Origin of the sequence: Corynebacterium sp. KPL1818 (assembly GCF_000478135.1) — a bacterium.
Classification (GTDB): domain Bacteria; phylum Actinomycetota; class Actinomycetes; order Mycobacteriales; family Mycobacteriaceae; genus Corynebacterium; species Corynebacterium accolens.
The window spans coordinates 130,540-154,589 of sequence record NZ_KI515760.1; the positions used below are offsets into that span (position 1 = coordinate 130,540).

22 protein-coding genes are annotated in these 24,050 nt (G+C 58.6%); 7 read left to right on the forward strand and 15 right to left on the reverse strand.

Annotation, left to right across the window (positions count from 1 at the left end):
- The first annotated feature begins 63 nt into the window (after positions 1-63).
- Positions 64-1,518 (forward strand): glyceraldehyde-3-phosphate dehydrogenase, encoded by a 1,455-nt coding sequence (locus tag HMPREF1261_RS10185; RefSeq protein ID WP_023030890.1) that lies wholly within the window; start codon positions 64-66, stop codon positions 1,516-1,518.
- A gap of 46 nt (positions 1,519-1,564) precedes the next feature.
- On the opposite strand, the gene HMPREF1261_RS10190 is transcribed toward HMPREF1261_RS10185, so the two are convergent.
- The 7 genes from HMPREF1261_RS10190 to pth all read right to left on the reverse strand — a co-directional run bounded on the left by HMPREF1261_RS10190 (position 1,565) and on the right by pth (position 8,068).
- Complete coding sequence (locus HMPREF1261_RS10190) at positions 1,565-3,061, reverse strand: hypothetical protein (RefSeq protein ID WP_023030891.1); 1,497 nt, start codon at positions 3,059-3,061, stop codon at positions 1,565-1,567.
- Positions 3,054-3,767 carry an ATP-binding cassette domain-containing protein gene (locus tag HMPREF1261_RS10195; RefSeq protein ID WP_023030892.1) on the reverse strand — a complete coding sequence of 238 codons (714 nt, stop codon included), beginning with the start codon at positions 3,765-3,767 and terminating at the stop codon, positions 3,054-3,056. Before HMPREF1261_RS10195 ends, HMPREF1261_RS10190 begins: the two co-directional genes overlap by 8 nt.
- Before the next feature lie 85 nt (positions 3,768-3,852).
- On the reverse strand, positions 3,853-4,512 hold the full coding sequence (locus HMPREF1261_RS10200; RefSeq protein WP_023030893.1) for a response regulator transcription factor: 660 nt from the start codon (positions 4,510-4,512) through the stop codon (positions 3,853-3,855).
- Positions 4,505-5,683, reverse strand: a complete 1,179-nt coding sequence (locus HMPREF1261_RS10205; protein WP_023030894.1) for a sensor histidine kinase — start codon at positions 5,681-5,683, stop codon at positions 4,505-4,507. Before HMPREF1261_RS10205 ends, HMPREF1261_RS10200 begins: the two co-directional genes overlap by 8 nt.
- 30 nt (positions 5,684-5,713) lie before the next feature.
- Positions 5,714-6,589 (reverse strand): polyphosphate kinase 2, encoded by an 876-nt coding sequence (gene ppk2 / locus HMPREF1261_RS10210; RefSeq protein ID WP_005279987.1) that lies wholly within the window; start codon positions 6,587-6,589, stop codon positions 5,714-5,716.
- Positions 6,590-6,689: 100 nt separating this feature from the next.
- Positions 6,690-7,529 carry a fumarylacetoacetate hydrolase family protein gene (locus HMPREF1261_RS10215; protein ID WP_023030895.1) on the reverse strand — a complete coding sequence of 280 codons (840 nt, stop codon included), beginning with the start codon at positions 7,527-7,529 and terminating at the stop codon, positions 6,690-6,692.
- A gap of 5 nt (positions 7,530-7,534) precedes the next feature.
- Positions 7,535-8,068 carry an aminoacyl-tRNA hydrolase gene (pth, locus tag HMPREF1261_RS10220; protein WP_023030896.1) on the reverse strand — a complete coding sequence of 178 codons (534 nt, stop codon included), beginning with the start codon at positions 8,066-8,068 and terminating at the stop codon, positions 7,535-7,537.
- 154 nt (positions 8,069-8,222) lie between these two features.
- Between pth and HMPREF1261_RS10225 the strand changes: the two genes are divergently transcribed.
- Positions 8,223-8,378 carry a hypothetical protein gene (locus tag HMPREF1261_RS10225; protein WP_023030897.1) on the forward strand — a complete coding sequence of 52 codons (156 nt, stop codon included), beginning with the start codon at positions 8,223-8,225 and terminating at the stop codon, positions 8,376-8,378.
- A 73-nt stretch (positions 8,379-8,451) separates the two neighbouring features.
- On the opposite strand, the gene HMPREF1261_RS10230 is transcribed toward HMPREF1261_RS10225, so the two are convergent.
- The 4 genes from HMPREF1261_RS10230 to HMPREF1261_RS10245 form a co-directional block, all read right to left on the reverse strand.
- Positions 8,452-9,117, reverse strand: a complete 666-nt coding sequence (locus HMPREF1261_RS10230; protein WP_023030898.1) for a 50S ribosomal protein L25/general stress protein Ctc — start codon at positions 9,115-9,117, stop codon at positions 8,452-8,454.
- A 470-nt stretch (positions 9,118-9,587) separates the two neighbouring features.
- A complete protein-coding gene (locus HMPREF1261_RS10235; protein WP_005279993.1) occupies positions 9,588-10,562 on the reverse strand; it encodes a ribose-phosphate diphosphokinase in 975 nt (324 codons plus the stop codon).
- 16 nt (positions 10,563-10,578) lie between these two features.
- Positions 10,579-12,024 (reverse strand): bifunctional UDP-N-acetylglucosamine diphosphorylase/glucosamine-1-phosphate N-acetyltransferase GlmU, encoded by a 1,446-nt coding sequence (gene glmU, locus HMPREF1261_RS10240; protein WP_023030899.1) that lies wholly within the window; start codon positions 12,022-12,024, stop codon positions 10,579-10,581.
- Between the two features lie 69 nt (positions 12,025-12,093).
- Positions 12,094-13,290 (reverse strand): hypothetical protein, encoded by a 1,197-nt coding sequence (locus HMPREF1261_RS10245; RefSeq protein WP_023017670.1) that lies wholly within the window; start codon positions 13,288-13,290, stop codon positions 12,094-12,096.
- Between the two features lie 137 nt (positions 13,291-13,427).
- On the opposite strand from HMPREF1261_RS10245, the gene HMPREF1261_RS10250 reads away from it, so the two are divergent.
- A complete protein-coding gene (locus HMPREF1261_RS10250) occupies positions 13,428-14,144 on the forward strand; it encodes a trimeric intracellular cation channel family protein (protein ID WP_023030900.1) in 717 nt (238 codons plus the stop codon).
- Between the two features lie 38 nt (positions 14,145-14,182).
- Here the strand turns inward: HMPREF1261_RS10250 and HMPREF1261_RS12905 are convergent, their stop codons facing one another.
- Together HMPREF1261_RS12905 and HMPREF1261_RS10255 are read right to left on the reverse strand one after the other, a co-directional pair.
- Positions 14,183-14,329, reverse strand: coding sequence for a hypothetical protein (locus tag HMPREF1261_RS12905; RefSeq protein WP_005280000.1), 147 nt, complete (start codon positions 14,327-14,329; stop codon positions 14,183-14,185).
- A 49-nt stretch (positions 14,330-14,378) separates the two neighbouring features.
- Positions 14,379-14,999: an Ltp family lipoprotein gene (locus HMPREF1261_RS10255; protein WP_005280001.1), complete on the reverse strand. Its 621-nt coding sequence runs from the start codon at positions 14,997-14,999 to the stop codon at positions 14,379-14,381.
- A 441-nt stretch (positions 15,000-15,440) separates the two neighbouring features.
- On the opposite strand from HMPREF1261_RS10255, the gene HMPREF1261_RS10260 reads away from it, so the two are divergent.
- From HMPREF1261_RS10260 to mfd, 4 genes are all read left to right on the forward strand, one after another.
- Positions 15,441-16,220: a DUF4300 family protein gene (locus tag HMPREF1261_RS10260; RefSeq protein ID WP_023030901.1), complete on the forward strand. Its 780-nt coding sequence runs from the start codon at positions 15,441-15,443 to the stop codon at positions 16,218-16,220.
- Positions 16,221-16,574: 354 nt separating this feature from the next.
- The gene (locus tag HMPREF1261_RS10265; RefSeq protein WP_005280005.1) at positions 16,575-17,048 is read left to right on the forward strand and encodes a hypothetical protein; all 474 of its coding nucleotides are present in this window, start codon (positions 16,575-16,577) and stop codon (positions 17,046-17,048) included.
- A 729-nt stretch (positions 17,049-17,777) separates the two neighbouring features.
- Entirely contained in the window at positions 17,778-18,395 is a 618-nt protein-coding gene (locus tag HMPREF1261_RS10270; RefSeq protein WP_005280007.1) for a TetR/AcrR family transcriptional regulator, read from the forward strand.
- A complete protein-coding gene (gene mfd / locus HMPREF1261_RS10275) occupies positions 18,396-22,037 on the forward strand; it encodes a transcription-repair coupling factor (RefSeq protein WP_023030902.1) in 3,642 nt (1,213 codons plus the stop codon).
- Between the two features lie 11 nt (positions 22,038-22,048).
- Here mfd and nadC read toward each other — a convergent pair whose 3' ends face one another.
- On the reverse strand, positions 22,049-22,984 hold the full coding sequence (gene nadC / locus HMPREF1261_RS10280) for a carboxylating nicotinate-nucleotide diphosphorylase (protein ID WP_023030903.1): 936 nt from the start codon (positions 22,982-22,984) through the stop codon (positions 22,049-22,051).
- A complete protein-coding gene (gene nadA, locus HMPREF1261_RS10285; RefSeq protein WP_232208020.1) occupies positions 22,985-23,983 on the reverse strand; it encodes a quinolinate synthase NadA in 999 nt (332 codons plus the stop codon). It abuts the gene before it with no gap.
- Between the last annotated feature and the right edge of the window lie 67 nt (positions 23,984-24,050).

A 24,050-nucleotide genomic window follows, 5' to 3' on the forward strand; every position in this document is an offset into this window, starting at 1 on the left:
GACACGCTAAAATTTGGGGAGAAGATTTCTAGCCACCCCCGAAATAGAAATGGATGGAGCCTCGTGACTGCGAACGCACATATTGGACATGATGACTGGAACGAGCGCCTCGAATTGGCGCAACACATGATTCCCCTCATCCACCAACTGCACCGCAATAACAACGTCGTCGCGACCATCTTCGGCCGCCCACTGGTTGGGCAGACCGATATCGACATCATCAAGTCCCACCGCTATGGACGGCGCATTGCCCAGCGCCATCTCTCCACGGCAGAGACCCTGCCCATCCTGTCCGAACTAGCGGATATGAACCTAAGCTCCGCGTCGATTGACGTGGGACGCCTCCTTTTGGGCTTTGAAGAGTCGGGCGAAGATGACCTGCGCCGCTACCTCGAAGATGAACTCACGGAAATCGTCGGTGCCGGCGAGGACATCGACCCAACCGATGTCGTGCTGTACGGATTTGGCCGCATCGGCCGCCTCCTTGCCCGCATCCTCGTCGCTCGCGAAGCCGCTTACGGCGGCGTGCGCCTGCGCGCGATTGTGGTGCGCAATAAGGGCGAAGGGGACATCATCAAGCGCGCCAGCCTCCTGCGCCGCGATTCCGTCCACGGTGCCTTCAACGGCACCATCAGCGTGGACGAGGAAGAACAGGTTATCTGGGCCAATGGCACGAAGATCCAGATGATCTACGCCAACGACCCGGCCACGATCGATTACACCGAGTACGGCATCAACAACGCCGTGCTGGTGGATAACACCGGTGTTTGGCGCGATAAGGAAGGCCTGTCCCAGCACCTGGAGGCCAAGGGCGTGGCCCGCGTGCTGCTGACCGCGCCGGGCAAGGGCGATATTAAAAACATCGTCTTTGGCATCAACGATTCCGCCATTACCGATGACGATAAGATCCTCTCCGCCGCATCGTGCACCACCAATGGCATTACCCCAGTGCTCAAGGTCATCAATGACCGCTACGGCGTGGCCCACGGTCACGTGGAAACAGCGCACTCGTTTACCAATGACCAAAACCTCATTGATAACTACCACAAGGGCGAGCGCCGCGGCCGCGCCGCCGGCCTGAACATGGTGCTTGCTGCCACCGGTGCCGCCAAGGCCGTGGCCAAGGCCCTGCCGGAGTTCGAAGGCAAGCTGACCGGCAACGCCATCCGCGTTCCTACCCCGGATGTGTCCATGGCGGTGCTTAACCTAGAGCTGGAGCAAGAAGTCGACCGCGATGAGGTCAATGACTTCCTGCGCAACGTCTCCCTGCACTCGGATCTGCGCCAGCAGATTTCCTACATCGCCTCCCCAGAGGTCGTCTCTAGCGACTTCGTGGGCAATACCAATGCCGGCATCGTCGATGGCATCGCCACCATCGCCTCCGGCAAGCACTTGGTGCTCTATGTCTGGTACGACAACGAGTTTGGTTACTCCAACCAGGTCATCCGCGTGGTGGAAGGGCTTTCTAATGCCCGCCCGGTGGTCCTGCCCAAGCGCGTATCTCCCTCTGAGCTTTAAGCTCGCATAGTTTAAGGCCCGCGGAGTCCCCGCGGGCCTTAGTTATTTAATCGGTAGGGCGAAGTGCCCGTGTGCGCAGCAACCGCCTGGCGGCCCACGAAGTAATGGCGGCGAAAAGCAGGGTCATTATCGCAGCACAGGCGTAGCGGCCAGGAGAATCCGCATTCATCGGCCAGGCGGGGAAAGCAACGAGCCAGAGGACGGTCTTTGCAAGGACATCGCCGCCTACCGTCACGGAGACAATGGTGCCGATGATGGTGAGAACTAGCGAGCTCCAGATACCAAAGCGGATCACCATGATGAGCGAGACCACCGCGAGCACGTACCCGACGCCGATGGTCAGCGGCAGTTGGGCGAGCACAGCTAGGGTGGCTTCACCGGCGAAGATAACTGCGACCGAAGCACACGTGCACACCGCTGCGATGATGCCCAGTAACCACAGGAGAAGGGCAGTAGAGCAGTGGCGAGATTCTGTATAGACAATCGGCCACGCGCCCGAGAACCCCGGCCAGACCAGTACAGGAAGTACACCGGCACCCACGGGGAGAAGCAGAAATACGAAGAATCCCTGTACATAGCGTGGTGGGTAGTAAAGGGCAATAAAGATCAGCGCTAAGGCGCTTAATACCAAGCACGTAATGACCGCTGGCGTCATTATGGCCCGGTGAAAGCCCCGGAGCGCATCGGAAAGGCGGGAGCAGGCAGCGGCACGAGAGGCACTCGCAGGCTGCCACCCTTGAGCTGGCGTGGCGGCGGTACTGGTCGTGGGTATCGCTACGCGCCGGCGTCGGGAAAGCGGACGTACTCGCTGTGGCGTCATGGTCACGGTCAAAGAGCCTGCTACAGCGAGGATGAGGCATAACGCCAGTGCAGGAAGAGGGCTTTCCTGCAGGAGTGGATCGCCAGGCTCGAGCGGAACCGAATTTTGGTGGATACGCAGCGCAGGCAACAGTAACCGCAGCGGCCACGCGGGCGGAAAGGCCCACCATAGCTGCCCCTCGACAACGCGAGGAAGCACACTAATGACCTGCCAGATAACCGCGAGGATAAGCGTGACGGCAAGGCCCAGCCTGCGGGCGCATGCGGTCGCAAGCCCCGCGATGCCGATGGCTCCAAGGAAAGAATAAACCCCAGCGATGAGAAGCAGCTGGTGGTCTGCACGCCCTTGCGCTGCAACCGCCGCCCAGGACAGACCGAAATTAAGAAGGTGAAAAACTGCGAGGCTTACCACGACGAAGAGGAACCGGGACGCGTGCTCGTAGCGAGGATGAAGCCGGCGCCATAGGGTGCCGCCGCCGCGGCTGAGCACCTCGCGGCGCTCTGGAACGCCAGCAAAAAGCGCTATGAGTGGAGCGTACATGCCGGTGATAAACATGGATTGCCAGCCAAGAACCCCGGTAGCGTCCTCGGCGGAGGAGGCGAACGCAGAAAAGAATACCGTCATTACCACTAGGGGCAGGGCGAGCAAGGGTAACCACTGCAGGGCGCTGCCGCGGCAACGCAGTAGTTCTGCAGAAAGATACCGTCGATACTGGTTACTCATCGGTCTCACCATCTGCAGAAGTCAGGCGGAAGAATTCGGCTTCCAATTCACCGCTGGGGGCCAGTTCTTGTAGGGAGCCGGAGTACCGGATAGTGCCTTGGGACAAAATAGTGATGTCGGGGGCTAGGTGAAGGACCTCACCGAGTTGATGGGAGCTGACCACGACTGTGTGCCCAGCGGCGGCGAGCTGCTGGAGGAGTTTGCGGAGCTCCGCGATGCCCTGTGGATCGAGTCCATTTTGCGGTTCATCGAGCAATAAGATTTCTGGATCACCGAGTAGGGCTTGGGCTAAGGCCAAGCGGGCTTTCATTCCGGTGGAAAACGACTTTGCCTTCTTAGAACCAGCCCCGGCTAGACCAGCAATGTGCAAGACACGGTCGATTTCAGTATCAGGCAATCCGAGAAGGCGGGTATGCACGCGGAGGTTATCCGTAGCAGAAAGGTGGCCATAGAAAGCCGGCCCGTTAACCGAGGCGCCGACATAGTCGAGGACTTCGCGCGACCATGGTTCTCCGGCCACGCGCACCGTTCCCGAATCGGCGGGCAGCAGACCGAGGAAAATGGAAAACAAGGTGGACTTGCCGGCACCATTTCTCCCGAGCACAGCGTGTACGCGGCCAGGCGAAATATGAAAACTTATATCCCGCAGCACTGCCTGGGAACCAAAAGACTTTGTGATGTGTTCGAGAGAAACTTCAAAGCTCATACGAAAAGTATGAGCTGCGCTACTGCCTTAATCTTCAGCCTGCGAGACGGTCTTCGCGCCGGGGTAGTCCTACCACAGTAGGAGACTAGGCAATGCCAGCTTTGTGCGCCAGCAGCACCAAAGCCACGCGGTCGCGTGCAGCTAGCTTGGACATCAGTGCAGAGACATGCGTTTTTACCGTGGTATCTGCGATAGACATGTGGCCGGCAATCTCGCTATTTGTAGCACCGCGCGCGATGAGCGTGAGCACCTCCATCTCGCGCCGAGTAACTAGGCTCAGTCCTTGGCGCTCGTGTGGACTGAGCTGGCTGTGCGTTAGCGCCTTGCGGTAGCCCTCTAAAACAGGACCCGTTACCTGGGCGGCGAGGACAGACTCGCCCCTGGCAACGTCGCGTACGGCTTCTACCAGCACCTCTGGGTCGGCGTCTTTTAGCAAGAATCCATGCGCACCGGCGGCAATAGATTGCGATACCAGATCCTCTTCATTGAACGTGGTGAGCATGATGATCCGGCAGTCAGGGATGCGGGAGAGGATAGCTTGAGCCGCGGCAATTCCATCCATGCCAGGCATGCGTATATCCAAAATGGCCACATCAATGCGGTGTCGAAGTGCCAAGGAGACGGCGTCGCCTCCGGAGGCTGCGGTAGCCACCACCTCAATATCTTCCTGCGCGTTCAAGATGGTCGATAAGGCAGCGACGAGCATTGCTTGATCGTCTGCAAGCATGACGCGAATCTTAGGCATGGTTGTCCTTGTGTAGTGGGAGTTCCGCAGCCAGTGTAAATTTCTGGGCATCGCCACTGCTGGTTAAGTATCCGCCCAAGGCTTGGGCGCGTTCCTTAACTCCCACCAAACCCACGCCGCTGCCGGATACCTCACTGGGTGTAGGTGACGTAGCGGTGGAGGTGAGGGTGACCCGTGCGGCATCGGAAAGCGTGAGTTTTAGCTGCACGTGCGTACCAGGGCCTTGGTGGCGCAGGGCATTGGTCAGCCCTTCAGAAATGATGCGTACCAGGGCAAGCTGAGTCAGCGCGGAAACCTCGTAGGAGGAAGGCAATTCCGCGTCAATCTTCAGGCCAGCGGTGCGAAAGCCGTCGATGATGCCCTGTACATGCTCGAGCTGCTGCGCGGGTTCCAAAGCCGTAGGCCCCGTACTGCGTAGTGCCGTGACGATGCCGCGCACTTCCTCCAGCGCGGAATCCGCACCATCGCGAATACTCTGCAAGGTGTCCTCTGCGGCGGTCGAATCCGTTCGCGCGGCGATAATCCCGGCATTTGCCTGAACCTTGATCAAGGTGAGGGAATGGGCCAAGACATCGTGCAATTCCCGGGCGACGAGTAAGCGCTCTTCCTCCTGCGCTTGGTGGAATCGTTCTTGGGCTAAGCGCTCGCGTTGCCTATCCAGGTCAAAATAGCGTGCGGCGATGAAGTAGGCGCTGCCGAGTACTGCCCAATGCACCACCAGCAAGGTGATGTAGCGGCGATCTAGCTGGAAAGATAATAAAAAGGACTCGGGGTCAATGCGCCACATAGCAGGCGATATAAAGGAACCCAAGAACGCGGCGGCAAGCACCGCGCGGGGAATTGAGCGGCGTTCCACGTAGCGGGAGGTGGTGTAGACGGCCATGGGTGCGGTCAATGCCCATGGAGTAACCCCGAGGTTGGCTGGTAGCTGGCTTATCCACGCCGCGGCCCACGCACCAAGGAGGACAATAAAGCCAGCTGCACTGAGTACTGGTTTGGTACGCCAGACCCAGATGAAGGGCAAGAATAAAAGCGAAAGCGCTGCTTGGATGAGCTCGATAGCTCCTGGAGCCGCCCAAGCCCCGATGAGATAAAACAGCGCGATGAGCGCTGCCACCGCGGTGAGGATTTTATCCCCTAAGCGTGCTTTTGCCACGGTGTCAATGCTCATAGTCGGACATAGTAGTACGCCTTCGGGGGACTACTTCTTTTTGTCCTTCTTCTTGCCTTTCTTCTTCCCTTTCTTTTTAGACGAGTCCTCTAGCTTGGCGGCTACATCCGGTACGTAACGGAACTCTTCGCGGTCTGGGCGCTCGTAGGTCTTGCCATCGGAATCGGGACGGTGCGGGATCTCCGGCAACTCGCGCTCGATCTTCTCGTAAGGGATCGTATTGAGCAGGTGCGAAATGACGTTGATGCGCGAGCGTTTTTTATCCTCGGACTCCACGGTGTACCACGGCGCGGTCGGGGTATCGGTGTGGATGAACATGGCATCCTTGGCGCGGGAGTAGTCCTCCCAGCGGGTAATGGATTGCAGATCCATGGGGGAGAGCTTCCAGCGGCGCAGCGGATCATTGCGGCGGGATTCAAAGCGCTTAATCTGCTCTTCATCAGAGACAGAGAACCAGTACTTGCGCAGGATGATGCCGTCTTCCACAAGCATCTGCTCAAAGGTGGGAGCCTGGTGCAAGAAACGGACGTATTCTTGGTCGGTGCAAAAGCCCATGACGCGCTCAACGCCGGCGCGGTTGTACCAAGAGCGGTCAAAGATGACGATTTCGCCCTTGGTGGGCAGCTTTTCCACGTAGCGCTGGAAATACCACTGGCCCTGCTCTCGCGAGTTCGGGGCCGGTAGTGCCTCGATGCGGCAGGTACGGGGGTTGAGGTACTGCGTGATGCGCTTAATGGCAGAACCCTTGCCGGCGGCGTCGCGGCCTTCCATGATGATGACCACGCGGGCGCCGGTTTCAACAACCCACTGCTGCATATCGACGAGCTCTGCTTGCAACCGCTCGAGCTCTTTTTCGTAGGCCTTCTTATTCAGCTTCTTAGGGGATTTGCTGCTTTTGGTGCTCATTCTTCCAGCTTAACGGCTAGATGGCTCTATCTAGAAAACTGGTGTGCCCTCGTTGGAGTGAGAACCCAGCCACAGCATGTGCGGGGTATGTGCAACAGGCTTAGAGGCCGGGCTCGCCGTAGCGAGTGGTATTAGAAATATGGCCGAGCCCTTCGATATCGATGGCTACCATATCGCCATCCTGGAGGAATTGTTGCGGGTCGCGGGCAAACCCAACGCCTTCGGGCGTACCGGTCACGATGACGTCACCGGGGTTGAGGGGATAGAGCTGTGAGCAAAATTCGATGAGCTCAGCGATGGAAAAGATGAGGTCATCGGTATTGTCTTGCTGGCGCACCTCGCCATTAACCGTGGTGGTCAGCCGCGCGCTACCACCTGGCGCCCATTCATCAGGGGTGGTCAGCCAAGGCCCAAACCCTGCGGTGCGATAAAAAGACTTGCCAGCGTGGAATTGGCTGGTCTGGCGCTGAAAATCGCGCAGGGTGTAGTCATTCATGATGGAATACCCCGCCACGTAATCCAATGCGTCCGCGCGGGTTACGCGGTGCGCGCGCTCGCCGATGACCACCGCAAGCTCACCCTCATAGTCCAGCTTCTGGGTAGCGTATTCGGGGATATAGACGTCATCGAAGGGGCCGGTCAGGGCATCGGCGAACTTGATAAACAGCGTGGGGTGCTCGGGAAAGTCGCGGCCCATTTCCCGGATATGTTTGGCGTAATTAAGGCCTACGCAGATGATTTTTCCTGGCGTTGGGACGACTGCTTCTAAATCATGCTGATCAAAGACTATCGGCTCGCCGGATAGCTGTGCGGCCTTGCGCCAATCTTCGCTGCGCAGCAGCGCTCCTACGTCTTCGTAGTCCAGCTCCACTCCCACATTATCGCCTTCAATGCGGATTGCGGAGGTGCCGAACGCGGTGCGAAGAGTAGCCAATTTCATGCCAGCTAGTCTAGCGCACTCCTTATTTCTGCTACCGCGTCAGCGCAGAGGATAGGGATTTCCACCTTTTCTTGCTTGGACCATGGCTTGAGCACAAACGATGCCGGATCCATCCGGCCTGGCGGCCTTCCGATGCCGATGGAAAGACGCTGATAGTCCTTAGTACCGAGCGACTTCGTAGTAGAGCGCAGACCGTTGTGCCCGTGATCGCCACCGCCTTGGCGCAATTTCACGGTCCCGAAGTCGAACTCTAATTCATCGTGCACCACCACAATATCCGCGGGCGCCAGATGGAAGTACTGGGCGAGTGCCTTGATCGGCCCGCCAGAAAGATTTATAAAGGACCGCGGTTTAGCGCAGATTACCTTGCGGCCGGATAGCATTCCTTCCGCAACCTCGGTATTAGTCTTCTTATGTACCGAAAAGCTGCTCATGAATTCACCGGCGAGCTCATCGGCAACGTCGAAGCCGATATTGTGCCGCGTGCCTGAATATTTCGGGCCAGGATTGCCAAGGCCTACTACGAGTAGTGGAGTCACTGCATTATTGTCGCATAGATTGAAATTCTATTGGAAATACAATTCCATGCTCCATAGAATATGCCGCCGATTATCACTGCTGCTCGGGTGCTAAAAATACCTCTTATAACGGTGGACTTGGGGAAGTATCGTAGTGATTAAGGAGGTGCGCCCCATGACCGAAAAACCACCTGAAGTTGATCGCGAAACCGAAAAGATTCCTAGTAGCAAAGTTGCTGCTGCGCGGCTCATTATCAAACGCGCTAAGGAAGGCAAAGGCAAGATCGAAATCACGCCTAGAATTCGTGAACTTGCCGGACAAGATTTATAAAACCATCTATAAAACCACGATATCGCCGTGAGCAGCAATGCTCACGGCGATATGCGTTTGGGGGAGTGGGAAATTACTCCTCGGAATCGTCAGACTCGGAGGACCCGCCTTCGCCCTCTTCGTCGACGGAGTCGGCACCAGCGTCGGCGCCGCCTTCCTCGGCAGCCTCAGCGGCCTCCTCGAGCTCCTCGTCAACCTCAGGCAGGGTGATGGAGAGGATAACGGTCTCTGGGTCTGCCACCAGGGTGGTGCCTTCCGGCATAGTGATGTCGGCGGCGGTGATGACCTCGCCGTCCTCGAGGCCCTCGATGGACAGCTCGATCTCTTCCGGAATGTTCAGTACGTCAGCCTCAACCATGAGGACGTCTGCATCCTGGATGTGCATGGTGCCCGGTGCGGACTCGCCGGTCAGGGTAATCGGAACCTCAACCTCGACCTTCTCGCCGCGCTTAATCAGCAGCAGGTCAACGTGGTCGATGTCCATGGTGAGCACGTTCTGGTCAACGTTCTTGACCATGGTCAGGTACTGCTCGCCCTCGATCTCGAGCTCCAAAACGGCGTTGACACCGTTGTTGCGAACGAGGGACTGGATGTCCAGCAGCGGCACTGCGAAGTGTACGGGCTCCTGGTCGCTACCGTAGATTACGCCGGGAACCTTCCAGTCGCGGCGCAGGCGGCGGGCGTAGCCCTTGCCAAAGACGGTACGTGGTTCTGCTTTAATAATTGGGCGCTCTGCCATGATGCAATCTCCTTTGTCGGTGTAGTGCGGCGAGGCTATCGAAGTTATAAAAACGACGAAAGCCTGCCGATGAACGTCTTGGACGAGTCATCGCAGGCGTCAATAAAAGCAACATGCTCTAACTTCAATCGCGTCGATAACGGCTTCCCAATTTTTTTGAGTCGCCCTCGCCGAGACTGAGTTAGATTAGCATCTCTCGGCCGACGAAACCAAAACCCACCCCGTTAATCTTCCTTCGCGCCCTTTCCTCTGATTGCGCCCTTCGCGCTCACCGGCGGCGCGTATGTCTGTAGCTCGGGTTACGCAGTGAGCGCGAAGGGCGGGTGGGAGAACAGCAGGCGGTAGTGCGGTAGTGCTTGCGTGTATCTGCGCCGCCCTTGGCGCTCACGGGGATGGAAAACACCAACACCCCGCCGTTCACGGTGAGCGCGAAGGGCGGGGTGTGAGGTGTAGTGCGACCGGCTAAACGCTTATGCGCGGTCGAAAAGGGTAGTCACGGAACCGTTTTCGAAGATCTCGTGGATGGTCCGAGCCAGAAGCGGGGCGATGGACAGGACCTTGAGGTTGGACCAGCCTTCGGTGGACTGCGGCAGGGTATCGGTGGTGATGACTTCCTCGGCACCGCACTCGGACAGGCGCTCGCGGGCGGGGTCAGAGAATACGCCGTGGGTGCAGGCGATGATGACCTTCTTTGCACCTGCTTCCTTGAGTACGCGCACAGCACCGGCGATGGTGCCGCCGGTGTCAATCATGTCATCGAGAAGCACGCAGTCCTTGCCCTCAACTTCGCCCACCACGCGGTTGGAGACCGTCTTATTGGCCTCGGTATTCGAGCGGGTCTTGTGCACGAAGGCCAGCGGGGCATCGCCCAAGTCGTGGGCCCACTTTTCGGCGACCTTCACGCGGCCGGCATCGGGGGAGACGACGGCGATGTTATCGGTGGCGTACTTGGACTTGATGTAGTCAGTCAAGATGGGCTGGGCGTGCATGTGGTCCACCGGGCCGTCGAAGAAGCCCTGAATCTGGTCCGTGTGCAGGTCCACCGAAACGATGCGGTCCGCGCCGGCTGCCTGCAGGAGGTCTGCGACCAAGCGGGCGGAGATGGGCTCGCGGCCCAAGTGCTTTTTATCCTGACGCGCGTATGGGTAGAACGGCAAGATCGCAGTGATGCGCTTGGCGGAACCACGCTTCAACGCATCGATCATGATGAGCTGTTCCATCAACCACTTATTAAGCGGTTGGGAATGCGATTGCATGACGAAGCAGTCAGCGCCGCGCACGGACTCTTCGAAGCGGATGAAAATTTCGCCATTGGCGAAGTCCCGGGCGGTGGTAGGAACCAGATCGGTGTTAAGTTCCTTTGCCACTGCCTCTGCCAATTCTGGGTGTGCGCGCCCAGAAAAGAGCTTCATGTTCTTGCTACTACCAGTTACCTTGCCAGTCATAGGAGAATATGCCCCTTTACTTTTCGTTGTCCTGTGCACGGGCTGCGGCTTCTGCCGCTGGGGTGCCCGGACGCTTCTTTTCAACCCAGCCTTCGATATTGCGCTGTTTGCCACCGGAGACTACGAGTGCTCCCGCGGGAACATCGTCTTTAATTACTGTACCCGCACCGGAGTACGCGCCATCACCGACATTGACCGGAGCGATAAACATCGTATCCGAGCCGGTGCGCACGTGGCTGCCAATGGTGGTGTGGTGCTTGTTCACACCGTCGTAATTGACGAAGACCGAGGACGCACCGATATTGGATTCCTCGCCCACGGTGGCATCACCAATATAGGTAAGGTGCGGCACCTTGGTACCGCGGCCGAGCTCGGCATTCTTCGCCTCCACGAAGCCGCCGAGCTTGCCGTCTTCGCCCACGATGGTATTCGGGCGAATAAAGGTAAAAGGCCCGATCTTGGCATTGACGCCGATGACGGAATCGCTGCCGTGCGTGCGGACGACGGACGCGCCGGTACCGATCTGCATATTCGTCAACGTGGAGTCCGGGCCGATCTCGGCATTATCGGCGATGCTCGTCGCTCCCCAGAGCTGGGTGCCGGGGTGGATGGTGACATCGGTGCCGATGGTGACATTGACACCAATCCAAGTGGTCTCTGGATCGATGATGGTGGCGCCGCCGCGCATGGCCTTTTCCACCATGCGGCGGTTGAGCTCGCGGCCGGCGGCGGCCAGCTGCACGCGGTCATTGACGCCGGCGAGTTCCTGCGGATTCGCGGCCACGTGCGCACCCACGCCATGCCCGGCGGTGCGGGCGATTTCGAGGACATCGGTAATGTAAAGCTCGCCCTGCGCATTATTGGTATCAAGCTTGGTCAGGGCATCGCGCAATGCTGCCGCATCGAAAGCGAAAACGCCGGAATTGACCTCATCAACCAAGCGCTGTTCATCGGTGGCATCCTTGTGCTCCACGATGGCGGACACAGACCCGTCCGTGTCGCGAATGATGCGGCCATAGCCGGTGGGATCTGCAAGGCGCATGGATAATACCGTGACCGCATTGCCTTGAACGGTGTGGGTATCGCGCAGCCCCTCGATGGTTTCTGGGGTCAAAAGCGGCACGTCACCATTGGTAACGATGATGGTGCCTTCAAAATCCGAAATCGGGGAAATCCCGCAGGACACGGCATGGCCGGTACCGCGCTGTTCTTCCTGCACGGCCTGCACAACCTCGCGGTCCAGCTCATTCGAAATCTTTTCTACGACGGGTGAGACCTGCTCGCGCTGGTGGCCCACGACGGTCACGAGGTGGTCTGGATTAATTCCCGCCGCGGCGTGCAGTGCGTGTCCAAGCAGCGTGCGACCGCCAATTTCGTGCAAAGTCTTTTGCTTTGTGGATTTCATGCGCGTGCCGGCGCCCGCCGCGAGGACGACGACGGCACTTGGGGTAGTTGCTTCCACGGTCAACAAAACTCCTGGGGGTTGAGTTTGATTAGTTCTTCGGGCTTCATCATATAGTCCCTATTTAAACTATGTGCGAGAAACCTCCTTTAGGCTGCCCGCGCGCCACACGCCAACAAAGCCAACGAGCGCCAAGAAAATCAACGCTGCCTCTGGTCCCGCGAGAGCGATGACGGAAGAAATACCACCCACGATGAGCAAAATAATGCCCATCATTGTATTAGCGGCACCCACGTACTGCGTCCTTTTATCGCCGCCGGCCATATCCACAACGTAGGTCTTTCGGGCCACGCGGACTGCCGTATGCGCGAGGTTGACGGCAAAGAAGCCGAGCGGCATGACCCAAGCATTCACGGAGTCTGGGGCCCAATGGGAACCAGCCACGATGAGCAGGATGATGACGGAGGAAATGGCCGCACCAGCCGCCATAGTGTTCTTGGAGGATCTATCCGAAAATATGCCAGAAACGCGCCCACCTACGAGCGAAGCCAGACCGGAGGCAAGCACGAAGCCGTAGATGCCGGAAAGGTCATCGTGCAGCAGCACGATAAATGCGGTAGAAAGCGCCGAGACCAGCAGCAGGGAGCGAACGATGACGAAGTTGCGGAATTGGGCATCGCCAGTAAAAAGCTTCCAGGTATCTGACCACCAGCTCTTATCGATGCCCTCTTGCTCCCCCTCCGGCACCGGCTCTTCCACGTGCGAAAATACCCACGTGGCAATGGCCCAGGTAGAAGCGCCGACCAATAAAACGATGCCCATAGTGGAAATTGTGAGATCCCCCAAGAGGAATAAGATGACGCCGGCAAGCAGAGTAGCCCCGCCGCCCAAGGCCGCTGCTGATCCGGTGACCCGGCCGCGCTGGCCCTTGGAAATCGTGCGCGCCTGCACGTCCTTTCCCGCAATAGAACACAGAGCGCGGAATAAGGAAAGCGCCGCCAAGGCGAGAAGCACGACCACACCCAGCCATGCGCCACGGATAAAGAATGCGGCAAGGGCAATGACGGCGCCGGAGATGGCTTGGCCGGTTGAGCCGATCATCCACAAGCGCTTGCGGGCGCGGTGCGTGGTCACCCAGGGGGTAAGGGCAGCCTGCGGCAGCATGGAGCCAGATTCCCGGATAGGGGTAAGCAGGCCGGTGAAGAAGGCGGGAACGCCTGCCGCATTAAAAAGCGCTGGCAGCACCGTTTTGGAGGCGACTATCTGATCGCCTAAATTTTGCAGGCCATTGGACCAGATGAAGTACCTGGCATTTGAGTTAGACATGAAAGAACTTTCGAGATAACCGAGACAAAGCGGGATAACACTGTAATCCGGTCACAAGAGACCGTCTATCAACCTTACTCGCCCGCTACCCCTGGAAAGGGCGAAACCGGTGTGATCGGCTATGTTCAGTAGTTGTTATGCACGACGTGGATCCCCTCATCAACACGATGTACCAGGCCTTCGATCTGATCGGAGTGGCCTTGAACGGCATCATCGGCGGCACGATCGCCCGCCGTCGCGAATTCGACATCGTGGGATTTATTTTCCTCGCCCTCTTCTCTGGCCTGGCAGGCGGCATGATCCGCGACATGCTTATCGATGACGGCCCCGCCGCCGCCATTTCAGACCCCTGGTACCTGGGCCTTGCCTGCGCCGGCGCGCTGACCGCCTTCCTCATTGAACTGAAGGGAAAGGCGTGGGAGATTTTCCGCGAGCACGGCGATGCCATCATTTTGGGCATGTGGTCTACCACCGGTTGCGTGAAAGCACTGGCTGCGGGCATGCCCATGATCCCGTGCGTATTTTTGGGAGTTCTTACCGCCGTTGGTGGGGGAATGGTCCGCGATGTCGCCTCTGGACAAATCCCGTCCATTTTCGGCGGCAGCCCCCTCTACGCGGTGCCATCCATCGTTACCGGCATCGTCATGGTGACCTTTGCATCCTATGACCAATTTGCCATGGGCATGGTGGTTTCCCCGATCGTCGGCAGTGGCATGGCCATCATCTCCTACTGGCGGGGCTGGGTCCTGCCGCGCGCCGGGGTCGCGCCGGTGAACTACACCGCGGCACAGGTGGCCGCGATTGCCAAGAAGGCGGAGCTAAAAGGTTTTCTCCGCGGCCGGCGCAAGCGCTAGGGGGCTAGACGCCTAGTCGGACCATGCCGTCGCCAGCTTTAAGGCAGGTTGGTGACGATGGCGATGATGACAAGGATAATAAGGACAAGAACGCTCCACCTAAGGAATGGATCCTTGGTTAAAGGCAACGGCTCCTGGGAGTCGTCATCAGGTTCCGGGGAAGATGTGGAGTGTGGAGCGTTCATGGCAGGAATCCTTTCGAGTGCAGTGGTGCCTCAATGCTAGTGAGGGTGACTACAGATTATCCACTGCGTACTGTGCTTCTTCTGCGGTGAACTTTTCACCGTATTCGCTGACGAGTTGGTCATAGATGGCGTTGGGGGACATGCTCATCATTTCTTCGTAATTGCGAGCCGTTTGAAGAGCATTATCGTGGTAGTCCGCTTCCAAATTATCAATGGCGTACTGGGCGGCTTCCGGGCTGAATTGCTCACCGTACTCGCTGCTGAGCTGGTCGTACAATCCCTGCTTGGACATGTGCATGGTGTCTGAGTACACCTTGGCGCTCTTCAGGGCATTCTTGAATTCGCGCGGGACGTCCTGGTCATCCTGCGCAGCGTGAGAATCTTCGCCTGCGTCAACCTCCTGAGCCTCTTCTTCTGGGTTGGCCTCCACAGTGTCTTGCTGGGTGGTTTGGTCCGTGGAGTTTGTGCTGCTGCTGTTTTCATCATCGCTGCCGCCCAAACCCGCAATGATGGAAATAACAATGAGGACACCGATGATGATTGCGCCCCATTTGAGGCACCCGCCCTTTTTCTTCTGCGGCGCGTCAGCTGGTGGTTGACCCACCGGTGGTTGGCCCGCGGGTTGAGAGTTATTGGAATACGGAGAGGGAGAAGAGGAGGGGGTACTCATGGTGAGCGTTCCTTTCAATGTAGGTGAGGGAGTGAAAATTGTGCACCACTCGTCGAATCGCGGCCAAAGGTGCGAAGTTGCAACGTCAGTTACTAAATCAGGTGGGTCGGACATAAGGATGTGCCCACCGAGTAAATTCGCTAATAGGTGCGAAAATTGCCAGAAATACCCGCAAAATGTCTACCGGCCTATCGTGTGAGTGCTCTTTTTCGCTAGCATGTGATGATGCGCTTTTCCTACTTAACTGTCCCTTCCGTGGCAGCGTGTTTATTGTTAGCGGCCTGCTCGAATCCCGATAGTGGTGACACGAATCAAGCTGCGAGTGGTTCCGAATCTGCGTCGTCCTCCAGTGCCGCCGCGCAGTCAAAGGCGGCGAGCGCACAGCATACGGAGATTCCGACCGCAGATGGTGATGCGTCGCAGCTTCTGGCTGGGATGACGATGAGCAATCTCGTCGATAAGCAATCGCAAGAAGTAGCCCGCACCGCGCTTGCCGATGCCGGAGTGCCACAAGAAAGTATCGATGGCTTCTTTGTGTTGGTAGACGAATATAACACTGCCGTACCGACGGAGAGCATGGTGGCCGAAGGCTTCACGGATTACGGGACGCAAGACCCAGAATACGACGTGGAGGCCATTTCAAAGGCCTGGAATGATCATCACGCGGATTATGTGGGTACCAATTGCCGCATCAATACCTTCACCTTGGCGGATTCGCTCTTTTCCGTTGATGACCAGGACAACCCCAATGACTCCTTGCTGTTTTTAGATCAACAGTCCCTAGATAATGCGCCGGATCAAATCTTTGATGAAGCCGAGCGTGCCAAGTTTGAGGCTTTTTATGGGAATGTGGAAACCACCATGGAGCAAGATCCGGGGCGGCACATCGCCGATATCAAGGCTTATTTTAAAGACCGCGGCATCGAGTTCGCGGATACCGATGCCCGAGTGGTCTCGGTATTCTCGCACGATACCTTGACCGAACCGGCCACGCTTTTCATCGGACATACCGGCGTTGCCGTGCCATATGAGGATGGCTACCTATTCTTGGAGAAGCTCGCCTTCGATATGCCTTACCAGGCGGTAACGGTGAAGGATATGCAGCAGCTTAATGATTACCTGATGCATAAATACGATGACGGTCCTGATCTGGAGTACGGCCAACCCGTCATCTTTGACAATGATGACGTCATAGAAGGTATGCGCTACGTCAAGAAGTAAAAGGGCAGGGCTGGAAATAGGCCCTTAGCCAAATGGCCGTGGCCTGCTTCGACGGTTTGGGCAAATATCTATAATCGCGACCTCTCACACAAAACACCTGACACGCTCTCAGATCATGCGGTGGCGACTTTTGGTCTTGAAGGGGTCGGCTAAGTGTATTAAGGCAAGCATAACCACGGTCACGTCGCGCGCTACTGTGATATATGCCTCACATTTCGGGCTTGCGATAGTTGATAGATATGTCCCTATAGGTATACTCACTAATCGTGTCGAGCTGGAGTTCTCAGAGGCTAGACACCGCCTCCCCAGCAAACGTTGGGAAAACTCACAAGACTCACAAGAAGGGTTGAAGACATGAAAATGAAGAATTACCGCCGCGTTTCCATCGCAGCTGCAACCGCCGCTCTGGGCCTGACTCTGGTGGCCTGCAGCGATAACGGCAGCTCCGCCCCAGCGACCGTCACTGAGACCGTTGCCTCGACTGATCAGGGCAACCAGAGCAACCAGAACGGTGGCAAGGAAACCGTCACCGTCACCTCTGGTGCTGATGCTAACGCGAACGGCGGCAACGCTGGTCAGGGCGGCCAGGCTGGTGGCAACGCAGCTACCAACGACCTGCCAACCGAAATCACCGGTTACTCCGGTGAAGCAGAGCGTGACCTCACCGAAGAGCGCCTGACCAAGGATGAAGTGACCCAGGTTCTGCAGCGTGCCCACAATGGCGAAGGCAAGGTCAAGTGGGACAACGACGGCTACTGGGAAGTTGAAGTTGGTGGCGTCGACATCGACATCGACAAGAACGGCCTGGTACTTAGCGTCGACCGCTAAATAGGTCATCCCGCTTCTGTATAGGCTTTGTGACTATACAGAGCACTCAATAATTGGTTCTTTTTGGGAACCCAGCGAAACCGTCCGATGCGCATCTAGCGCACCGGACGGTTTTCTTATTGGCGGACCAACTGGTAGCAACAGCGTTGAGCGGTGGGGATTCAATAATGTGGTTGCAGGAGCAGCCCTTCTCCTTCGTCATCTCCTCTTGTGCACCTACCTGTTTTAATCGAAGGCGTTGCGCATCCTGCTGGTTATCGGACAGACCCACTGAAATTGTAGATGAGCCACGAGAAGTCTTTGACAGAGTTGAAGAGATGACGTATGTTCCGGCTAGGTGCTGGAGCCATAGTCTCAGACTAAAAGCAAGCGCCAGATGGGCCAAGTCTCAGACTTATTACCCATAAATAGCGGGTATCCATACCGCATTGATTCCCATACTTACCGCGACGCCTCACTTTCCTGTGAGGCGTTTGCTTTGCTGCAATGACCCAAGAATTCAAGGCAACCGGGAGAAAAAGAAAAGCCCGTAACCAGAAAACCGGTCAACGGGCAGTAAAAATGCTTCCCCACCAGGACTCGAACCTAGAATGGCGGTACCAAAAACCGCAGTGTTGCCGATTACACCATGGGGAACCACAGCGAATGCTGTAGTTATAGCGTACCTGACGCCCCCGGGTAAATAACAAATTACTAGGTAGGGGTGGGGCAAAGGATAGGGTAGAGGGCATGGTTCGACAGAGAATGACCGGGCGCGAGCGCCGCGAGCAATTGATTTCTATTGGGCGCGCTGCTTTTGCGGAATTGGGGTTTGAAGGCACGAGCGTCGAAGAGATTGCGTCCCGCGCCGGCGTATCGAAGCCGGTGGTCTACGAGCATTTTGGGGGCAAGGAAGGCCTGTATGCGGTGGTCGTGGATCGGGAGATGCTGGCGCTGGAAGAAGTCATTAAGGATTCTTTAGAAGAAGGCAGTTGGCGCGAGCGCATCGAGCAGGCCGTAATGGCGTTGCTGAATTACGTTGAGGAAGAAACCGATGGTTTCATCATCTTGGTGCGCGATTCGAAGCCGGGCGAGGAACGCAGCTTTTCCACGCTGCTGAATGCCGCGGTGGGGCAGGTGGCTTATATCTTGGGCGAGGCCTTTGAGCACCGCGGTATTAATCCGGAGCTAGCAAATATTTATGGGCAAGCTCTCGTGGGCATGGTCTCTACCACGGCGCAGTGGTGGTTGGATGAGCGCAGCCCGGATAAACCGGATAAGGAAGTCGTCGCTACGCATATAGTCAATCTATGCTGGAATGGTTTGTCCGGTATGGAAATTAAGCCCAAGCTAGGAGGCAGGAAGTAAATGGCGACGCCAATGCTGGCAGGTCTGCTTAAGGTCGCGGCCACAGACCCGAAGCTTAAGGGGCTCGTGGCCAATGTGGGCCAGGACCTGCACATTACGGGTATCGATCAGGCGCGCCCTTGGGCTCTTGGCACCTTGGCCCACCATGCGCCGGTGCTGGCGGTAACGGCCACCAGCCGCGAGGCCGAGGATCTCACCGCGGAGCTTACCGCGATGATGGGCGATAAAGTCGCGATGTTCCCGTCGTGGGAGACGCTGCCGCACGAGCGGCTGAGCCCGGGCGTGGATATCATCGGCAAGCGCGCGCAGGTGCTGCACAACATTGATGACCTGCGCATTATTGTAACGGCCGCACGCGGGCTGTCCCAGCCCATCCTGCAGGACATCGAGGGCCGCGCCCCGGTGCATCTGGAAGAAGACCACGAGTATAACTTCGATGATGTGGTGCGCAGCCTGGAATTTCGGGCGTATAAGCACGTGGACATGGTGGCCAAGCGCGGTGAGTTTGCCACCCGCGGCGGCATTATCGATGTCTTTCCCACCACCCTGGATTACCCGGTGCGCGTAGAGTTTTGGGGCGATGAGGTCACCGATATCCGCCAGTTTTCTGTTGCTGACCAGCGCACCATCCCGGAAACCGAGGTCGGTCGCGTGGATATCTTTACCGCCCGCGAGCTGCCGATTACGGATGCGGTGGCACAGCGCGCGGCCACATTGGCGGCGACGCATACCGGAAACCCGGCGCTGGTGGAGCTTTTGACCAAGGTCAGCGAACATATTCCGGCTGAAGGCATGGAGGCGGTTTTGCCCGTGCTTTCCGATGCCCCACTGATCACCCTCTCCGAGTTCCTCCCCGCCGCCACGCACGTGGTGATGATGGCGCCGGAAAAGATCAGGCGCCGCGTGGAGGATCTGGAAAAGACCGACGCGGAATTCCTGGCCGCCGGATGGGAGGCCGCGGCCATGGGCGCGGATGGCCCCTTGTCCACGGAAGGGCTCGATACCGAAGGTTCGAGCTACCGCTCCTTTGAGTCTCTGGAGGTCTCCATTCGCGAGGCCGGCCAGCCGCTGTGGACATTTTCCCCACCGGGCATGCTGGCCGGGCCAGAGGAAGAAACCCTGCCGCTCGAGTTCGAGCCCGGGCCCACCCCGCGCGGAGATATCAAAGAAATCGACGCCATGATGGCCCAGCTGCTCGCGCATACCAACGCCGGCGGGCGCGCGGCGTTTATCGCGCCCGCGCAGGGCGCCATCAAGCGCATGGTGGAACGCTTTGCCGAGCAGGGCATTCGCACCAAGGTGGCAACCCCCGGTTGGGAACCCAGCGCGGGCGAGGTCACCTTGTATCAGGCGCTTAGCCATGCCGGCTTGGTCTTTCCCAAGGTGCGCAAGCTCAAAGACGCTGAGGCACTCCCGCTCGTCGTGGTCACGGAAACGGATCTGACCGGTAACCGCGTTGGCGATATTGCAGACGCTAAGCGGCGGCCGGCCAAGCGCCGCAATAAGGTGGACCCGCTGGCGCTCAAGCAGGGCGATTTTGTGGTGCATGAAACGCACGGCATCGGCAAGTTTTTGAAGATGGCCGAGCGCACCATCCAATCTGGCGATGAGACCAGCCGGCGCGAATACATCGTGCTGGAGTATGCGCCCTCCAAGCGCGGGCAGCCGGCGGACCAGCTGTGGGTGCCGATGGATTCGCTGGATCTGCTGAGCAAATACACCGGCGGCGAATCGCCCCACCTTTCCAAGATGGGCGGCTCGGATTGGAAGAACACCAAGAAGAAGGCGCGCGCCGCCGTGCGCGAGATCGCCGGCGAATTGGTGGATCTCTATGCCAAGCGCCAGGCTGCACCGGGCCACCAGTTCGCGCCCGATAACCCCTGGCAGGCGGAGATGGAGGATAATTTCCCCTTCGTTGAAACCGAAGACCAGATGCTGGCCATCGACGCGGTGAAAGAGGACATGGAATCCACGGTGCCGATGGACCGCGTGGTCGTCGGCGATGTGGGCTATGGCAAGACCGAGGTCGCCATTCGCGCCGCCTTCAAAGCGGTCCAAGATGGCACCCAGGTCGCCGTCCTGGTGCCGACCACGCTGCTGGCGCAGCAGCACTTCGATACCTTTAGCGAGCGCATGGCCGGTTTCCCCGTCAAGATGGCGGTCCTATCGCGCTTTACCTCCAAGAAGGAAGCTACGGAGATCTTTAAGGGGCTTGCCGATGGCTCGATTGACATCGTCGTCGGCACGCACCGCCTGCTGCAAACCGGCGTGCACTGGAAGAACTTGGGCCTTATCGTCGTCGATGAGGAGCAGCGCTTTGGCGTAGAGCACAAGGAACACATTAAGGCGCTGAAAGCCAGCGTTGACGTGCTCACCATGTCCGCGACGCCGATTCCCCGCACGCTGGAGATGTCCATGGCTGGCATCCGCGAAATGTCGACCATCCTCACCCCGCCAGAGGATCGACACCCGGTGTTGACTTATGTCGGTGCCTACGAGGACAAGCAGGTCGCGGCCGCTATTCGGCGCGAGCTGTTGCGCGATGGCCAGACCTTCTTTATCCACAATAAGGTCTCCGATATTGAAAAGAAGGCGCGCGAACTGCGCGACTTGGTGCCAGAAGCGCGCATCGTCGTCGCCCACGGTCAGATGAATGAGGACGTGCTGGAAAAGACCGTCCAGGGATTCTGGGACCGTGAGTATGACGTTTTGGTCTGTACCACGATCGTGGAAACCGGCCTGGATATCGCCAATGCCAATACGCTCATCGTGGAAAATGCCCACCATATGGGCTTGTCGCAGCTGCACCAGCTGCGCGGGCGCGTGGGCCGCTCCCGTGAGCGCGGTTATGCCTACTTCCTGTACCCCAAGGGTGCCACGCTGACCGAGACCTCCTATGACCGCCTGGCCACCATCGCCCAGAACAACGATCTGGGCGCCGGCATGGCCGTGGCCATGAAGGACCTGGAGATGCGCGGTGCCGGCAACGTGCTAGGCGCCCAGCAATCCGGCCATATCGCAGGCGTGGGCTTCGACCTCTACGTGCGCTTGGTGGGCGAGGCCGTCGAGGCCTTCAAGTCCCTGGCCCGCGGCGAGGCACCTGCGGTAACAGACGAGGGTCCGAAGGAAATCCGCATCGATCTCCCCGTGGATGCGCACATTCCAGAGTCCTATATCGACTCCGAGCGCCTGCGCCTCGAGGTTTACCGCAAGCTCGCGGCCTCGCAGGACAACAAGGATCTCGCGGCGGCGCGGGAGGAAATGGAAGACCGCTTCGGCCCCTTGCCCAAGGAGGTCGAGCGCTTGCTCGCCGTGGCGCGTCTGCGCCACCAAGCCCGCCGCGCCGGGGTGGCAGACATTACAGTGCAGGGCACCCGCGTGAAATTCCACCCGGTGGAACTGCCCGATTCCAAGCAGGTGCGCCTAAAGCGCCTCTACCCGGGCTCGAGCTTCCGGGCCGCGGCCAAGGCCATCAATGTGCCTTTCCCCAAGGCTGGGCGCAATGTCACTTCGCCCAAGCTGCGCGATGAGGAGCTCATCCAGTGGGCGGCGGACTTCTTGAGCGCGCTTTTTGATGTCCAACCCATCAACGTCTCCGGCGAGGAAGCCGGCGCCGGGCCGGTCATCAGCGTAGGCGAGTAGCCGGTCGGCGCTTAGGAGAAGTCCAAGCCGATATCCAGCACGCGCACCGAGTGGGTGAGGGCACCGACGGCGATAAAGTCCACGCCCGAGGTGCCGTACTCGCCGGCGTTTTCAAGCTGCAACCCGCCGGAGGCTTCTAGCGCCGTGGTTGGGCTGAGCGTGTTGCGGCGGTGGACGGCGGTGTGGACATCGGCAAGCGCGAAGTTATCCAGCAGGACCATATCCGGGTGCAGCGGGAGCACCTCCTCGAGCTGGTCTAAGGTATCGACCTCGACCTCGCAGGGGATATCCGGGGCGTGTTCGCGCACGCGGCGCAGGGCCGTTGCTACGCTGCCGCCCACGGCGAGCACGTGATTGTCCTTAATCATGGCGGCATCGCCCAAGCCCATGCGGTGGTTTGCCCCGCCGCCGGCGCGCACGGCGTATTTCTGCAGCGCGCGTAGGCCAGGCAGGGTCTTGCGGGTATCGCGCACCTGGGCCTGGTTAACGCCATCCGGCGTTCCTGTGTCCGCCGCCGCTGCTGCGATGGCATCGACCCAACGCCGGGTCTGCGTCGCGATGGCGCTTGCGTGCGAGACCATATTGAGCATGGTGCGCTCAGCGGCCAGCACGAGGAGGGTAGGGGCCTGCACCGTGGCGATGACCTGGCCTGGGGCAACGCGGTCGCCGTCGGTGGAGTGGAGGGTGATGGTGGGGGTTGGGGCATCGACAAGCGCGGAGCCTGTATCCACGCCCCACTGGCTCAAGCGCTGGGCGGTCGCATCAAGGACCTGCTCTATAAGGCCCAAGCCTGCGATGGTGCCGGCCTCGCGCGCGGTGAACTCCGCCGTGCAGCGGGCCTCACCCGGCACCGTAGCAAGCGAGGTGTAATCCGGCCCGTAAGCGAAATCCTCGTCCAAGGCCGTGGCAATGAGCCCGGAGCAATCCGGCAGGCGCAGGTTTCCCATTTACTCGCCCCCGCCGGGGTTGCCAATGGAAATCATGGCTTCGAGGGACTTGCGCGCTGCGTTCGCGATGTCTTCTGGCACCGTAACCTCATCGGTCTCTTCCACCAGGCAGCGCTCCAGGGCCTCTGGGGTGATCATCTTCATGTACTTGCACTCGGCGTGATCGTTGACGGCCTGGAAATCGATGTCTGGTGCGGCCTGGCGCAGCTGGTGAAGCATGCCGGTCTCGGTGGCAACGAGCACCTTGTTTTGGGGCTGCTTCTGGGACTGGGTGATCATCTGCCCAGTAGAGAGCATGTGCACGCGCTCTTGCGGCACTAAACCTTCGTTGGCCAGGTACAACGCAGAATTGGAGCACCCGCACTCCGGGTGGATATACAGGTCCGCGTCCGGGTTATCTTGGGTTTGTTGGGTTAGCTGCTGGGCGCTAATTCCGGCGTGCACGTGGCACTCACCGGCCCAAATGCGGATATTTTCCCGGCCGGTCTCGCGCTTGACGTAGGCGCCCAAGAACTGGTCTGGGCAAAAGAGGATCTCTTTATCCGCCGGCAGCGAGTTGACCACGTCGACGGCATTGGAGGAGGTACAGCAGACATCGGTCAGCGCCTTGACCTCAGCGGTGGTATTGACGTAGCTGACCACGAGGGCATCGGGGTGCTCGGACTTCCAGGCGCGCAGCTCATCGGCGGTGATGGAATCTGCCAGGGAACACCCAGCGCGCTCATCGGGGATGAGGACCTTCTTATTTGGCGAAAGGATCTTGGCGGATTCCGCCATGAAGTGCACGCCGCAAAAGACGATGATATCTGCATCGGTTTCCGCCGCCTTGCGGGACAGCGCCAAGGAATCACCGGTGTGGTGGGCAACGTCTTGGATCTCCGGGATCTGGTAATTATGCGCCAGAATCACCGCATTGCGCTGCTCCGCCAGCTCTTTAATCCGCTCGGCCCAGGCCTTAGGTGCTTCAGGGTCCGAACCGGCATGAGCGGCAGAGGGCATGACGCCAACATTCGTTTGAGTCACAAGTGCTCCAAAAAGTGATAGTCACGGGAATAAGTGGGGTGTT

Bases quoted from the DNA above. Each gene is read 5' to 3' on its own strand.
- HMPREF1261_RS10190 (WP_023030891.1), bottom strand. From the start codon at position 3,061: ATGAGTAACCAGTATCGACGGTATCTTTCTGCAGAACTACTGCGTTGC.
- HMPREF1261_RS10195 (WP_023030892.1), bottom strand. From the start codon at position 3,767: ATGAGCTTTGAAGTTTCTCTCGAACACATCACAAAGTCTTTTGGTTCC.
- HMPREF1261_RS10200 (WP_023030893.1), bottom strand. From the start codon at position 4,512: ATGCCTAAGATTCGCGTCATGCTTGCAGACGATCAAGCAATGCTCGTC.
- HMPREF1261_RS10205 (WP_023030894.1), bottom strand. From the start codon at position 5,683: ATGAGCATTGACACCGTGGCAAAAGCACGCTTAGGGGATAAAATCCTC.
- ppk2 (WP_005279987.1), bottom strand. From the start codon at position 6,589: ATGAGCACCAAAAGCAGCAAATCCCCTAAGAAGCTGAATAAGAAGGCC.
- HMPREF1261_RS10215 (WP_023030895.1), bottom strand. From the start codon at position 7,529: ATGAAATTGGCTACTCTTCGCACCGCGTTCGGCACCTCCGCAATCCGC.
- HMPREF1261_RS10225 (WP_023030897.1), top strand. From the start codon at position 8,223: ATGACCGAAAAACCACCTGAAGTTGATCGCGAAACCGAAAAGATTCCT.
- HMPREF1261_RS10230 (WP_023030898.1), bottom strand. From the start codon at position 9,117: ATGGCAGAGCGCCCAATTATTAAAGCAGAACCACGTACCGTCTTTGGC.
- HMPREF1261_RS10235 (WP_005279993.1), bottom strand. From the start codon at position 10,562: ATGACTGGCAAGGTAACTGGTAGTAGCAAGAACATGAAGCTCTTTTCT.
- HMPREF1261_RS10245 (WP_023017670.1), bottom strand. From the start codon at position 13,290: ATGTCTAACTCAAATGCCAGGTACTTCATCTGGTCCAATGGCCTGCAA.
- HMPREF1261_RS10250 (WP_023030900.1), top strand. From the start codon at position 13,428: ATGCACGACGTGGATCCCCTCATCAACACGATGTACCAGGCCTTCGAT.
- HMPREF1261_RS12905 (WP_005280000.1), bottom strand. From the start codon at position 14,329: ATGAACGCTCCACACTCCACATCTTCCCCGGAACCTGATGACGACTCC.
- HMPREF1261_RS10255 (WP_005280001.1), bottom strand. From the start codon at position 14,999: ATGAGTACCCCCTCCTCTTCTCCCTCTCCGTATTCCAATAACTCTCAA.
- HMPREF1261_RS10260 (WP_023030901.1), top strand. From the start codon at position 15,441: ATGAGCAATCTCGTCGATAAGCAATCGCAAGAAGTAGCCCGCACCGCG.
- HMPREF1261_RS10265 (WP_005280005.1), top strand. From the start codon at position 16,575: ATGAAAATGAAGAATTACCGCCGCGTTTCCATCGCAGCTGCAACCGCC.
- HMPREF1261_RS10270 (WP_005280007.1), top strand. From the start codon at position 17,778: ATGGTTCGACAGAGAATGACCGGGCGCGAGCGCCGCGAGCAATTGATT.
- mfd (WP_023030902.1), top strand. From the start codon at position 18,396: ATGGCGACGCCAATGCTGGCAGGTCTGCTTAAGGTCGCGGCCACAGAC.
- nadC (WP_023030903.1), bottom strand. From the start codon at position 22,984: ATGGGAAACCTGCGCCTGCCGGATTGCTCCGGGCTCATTGCCACGGCC.
- nadA (WP_232208020.1), bottom strand. From the start codon at position 23,983: ATGCCCTCTGCCGCTCATGCCGGTTCGGACCCTGAAGCACCTAAGGCC.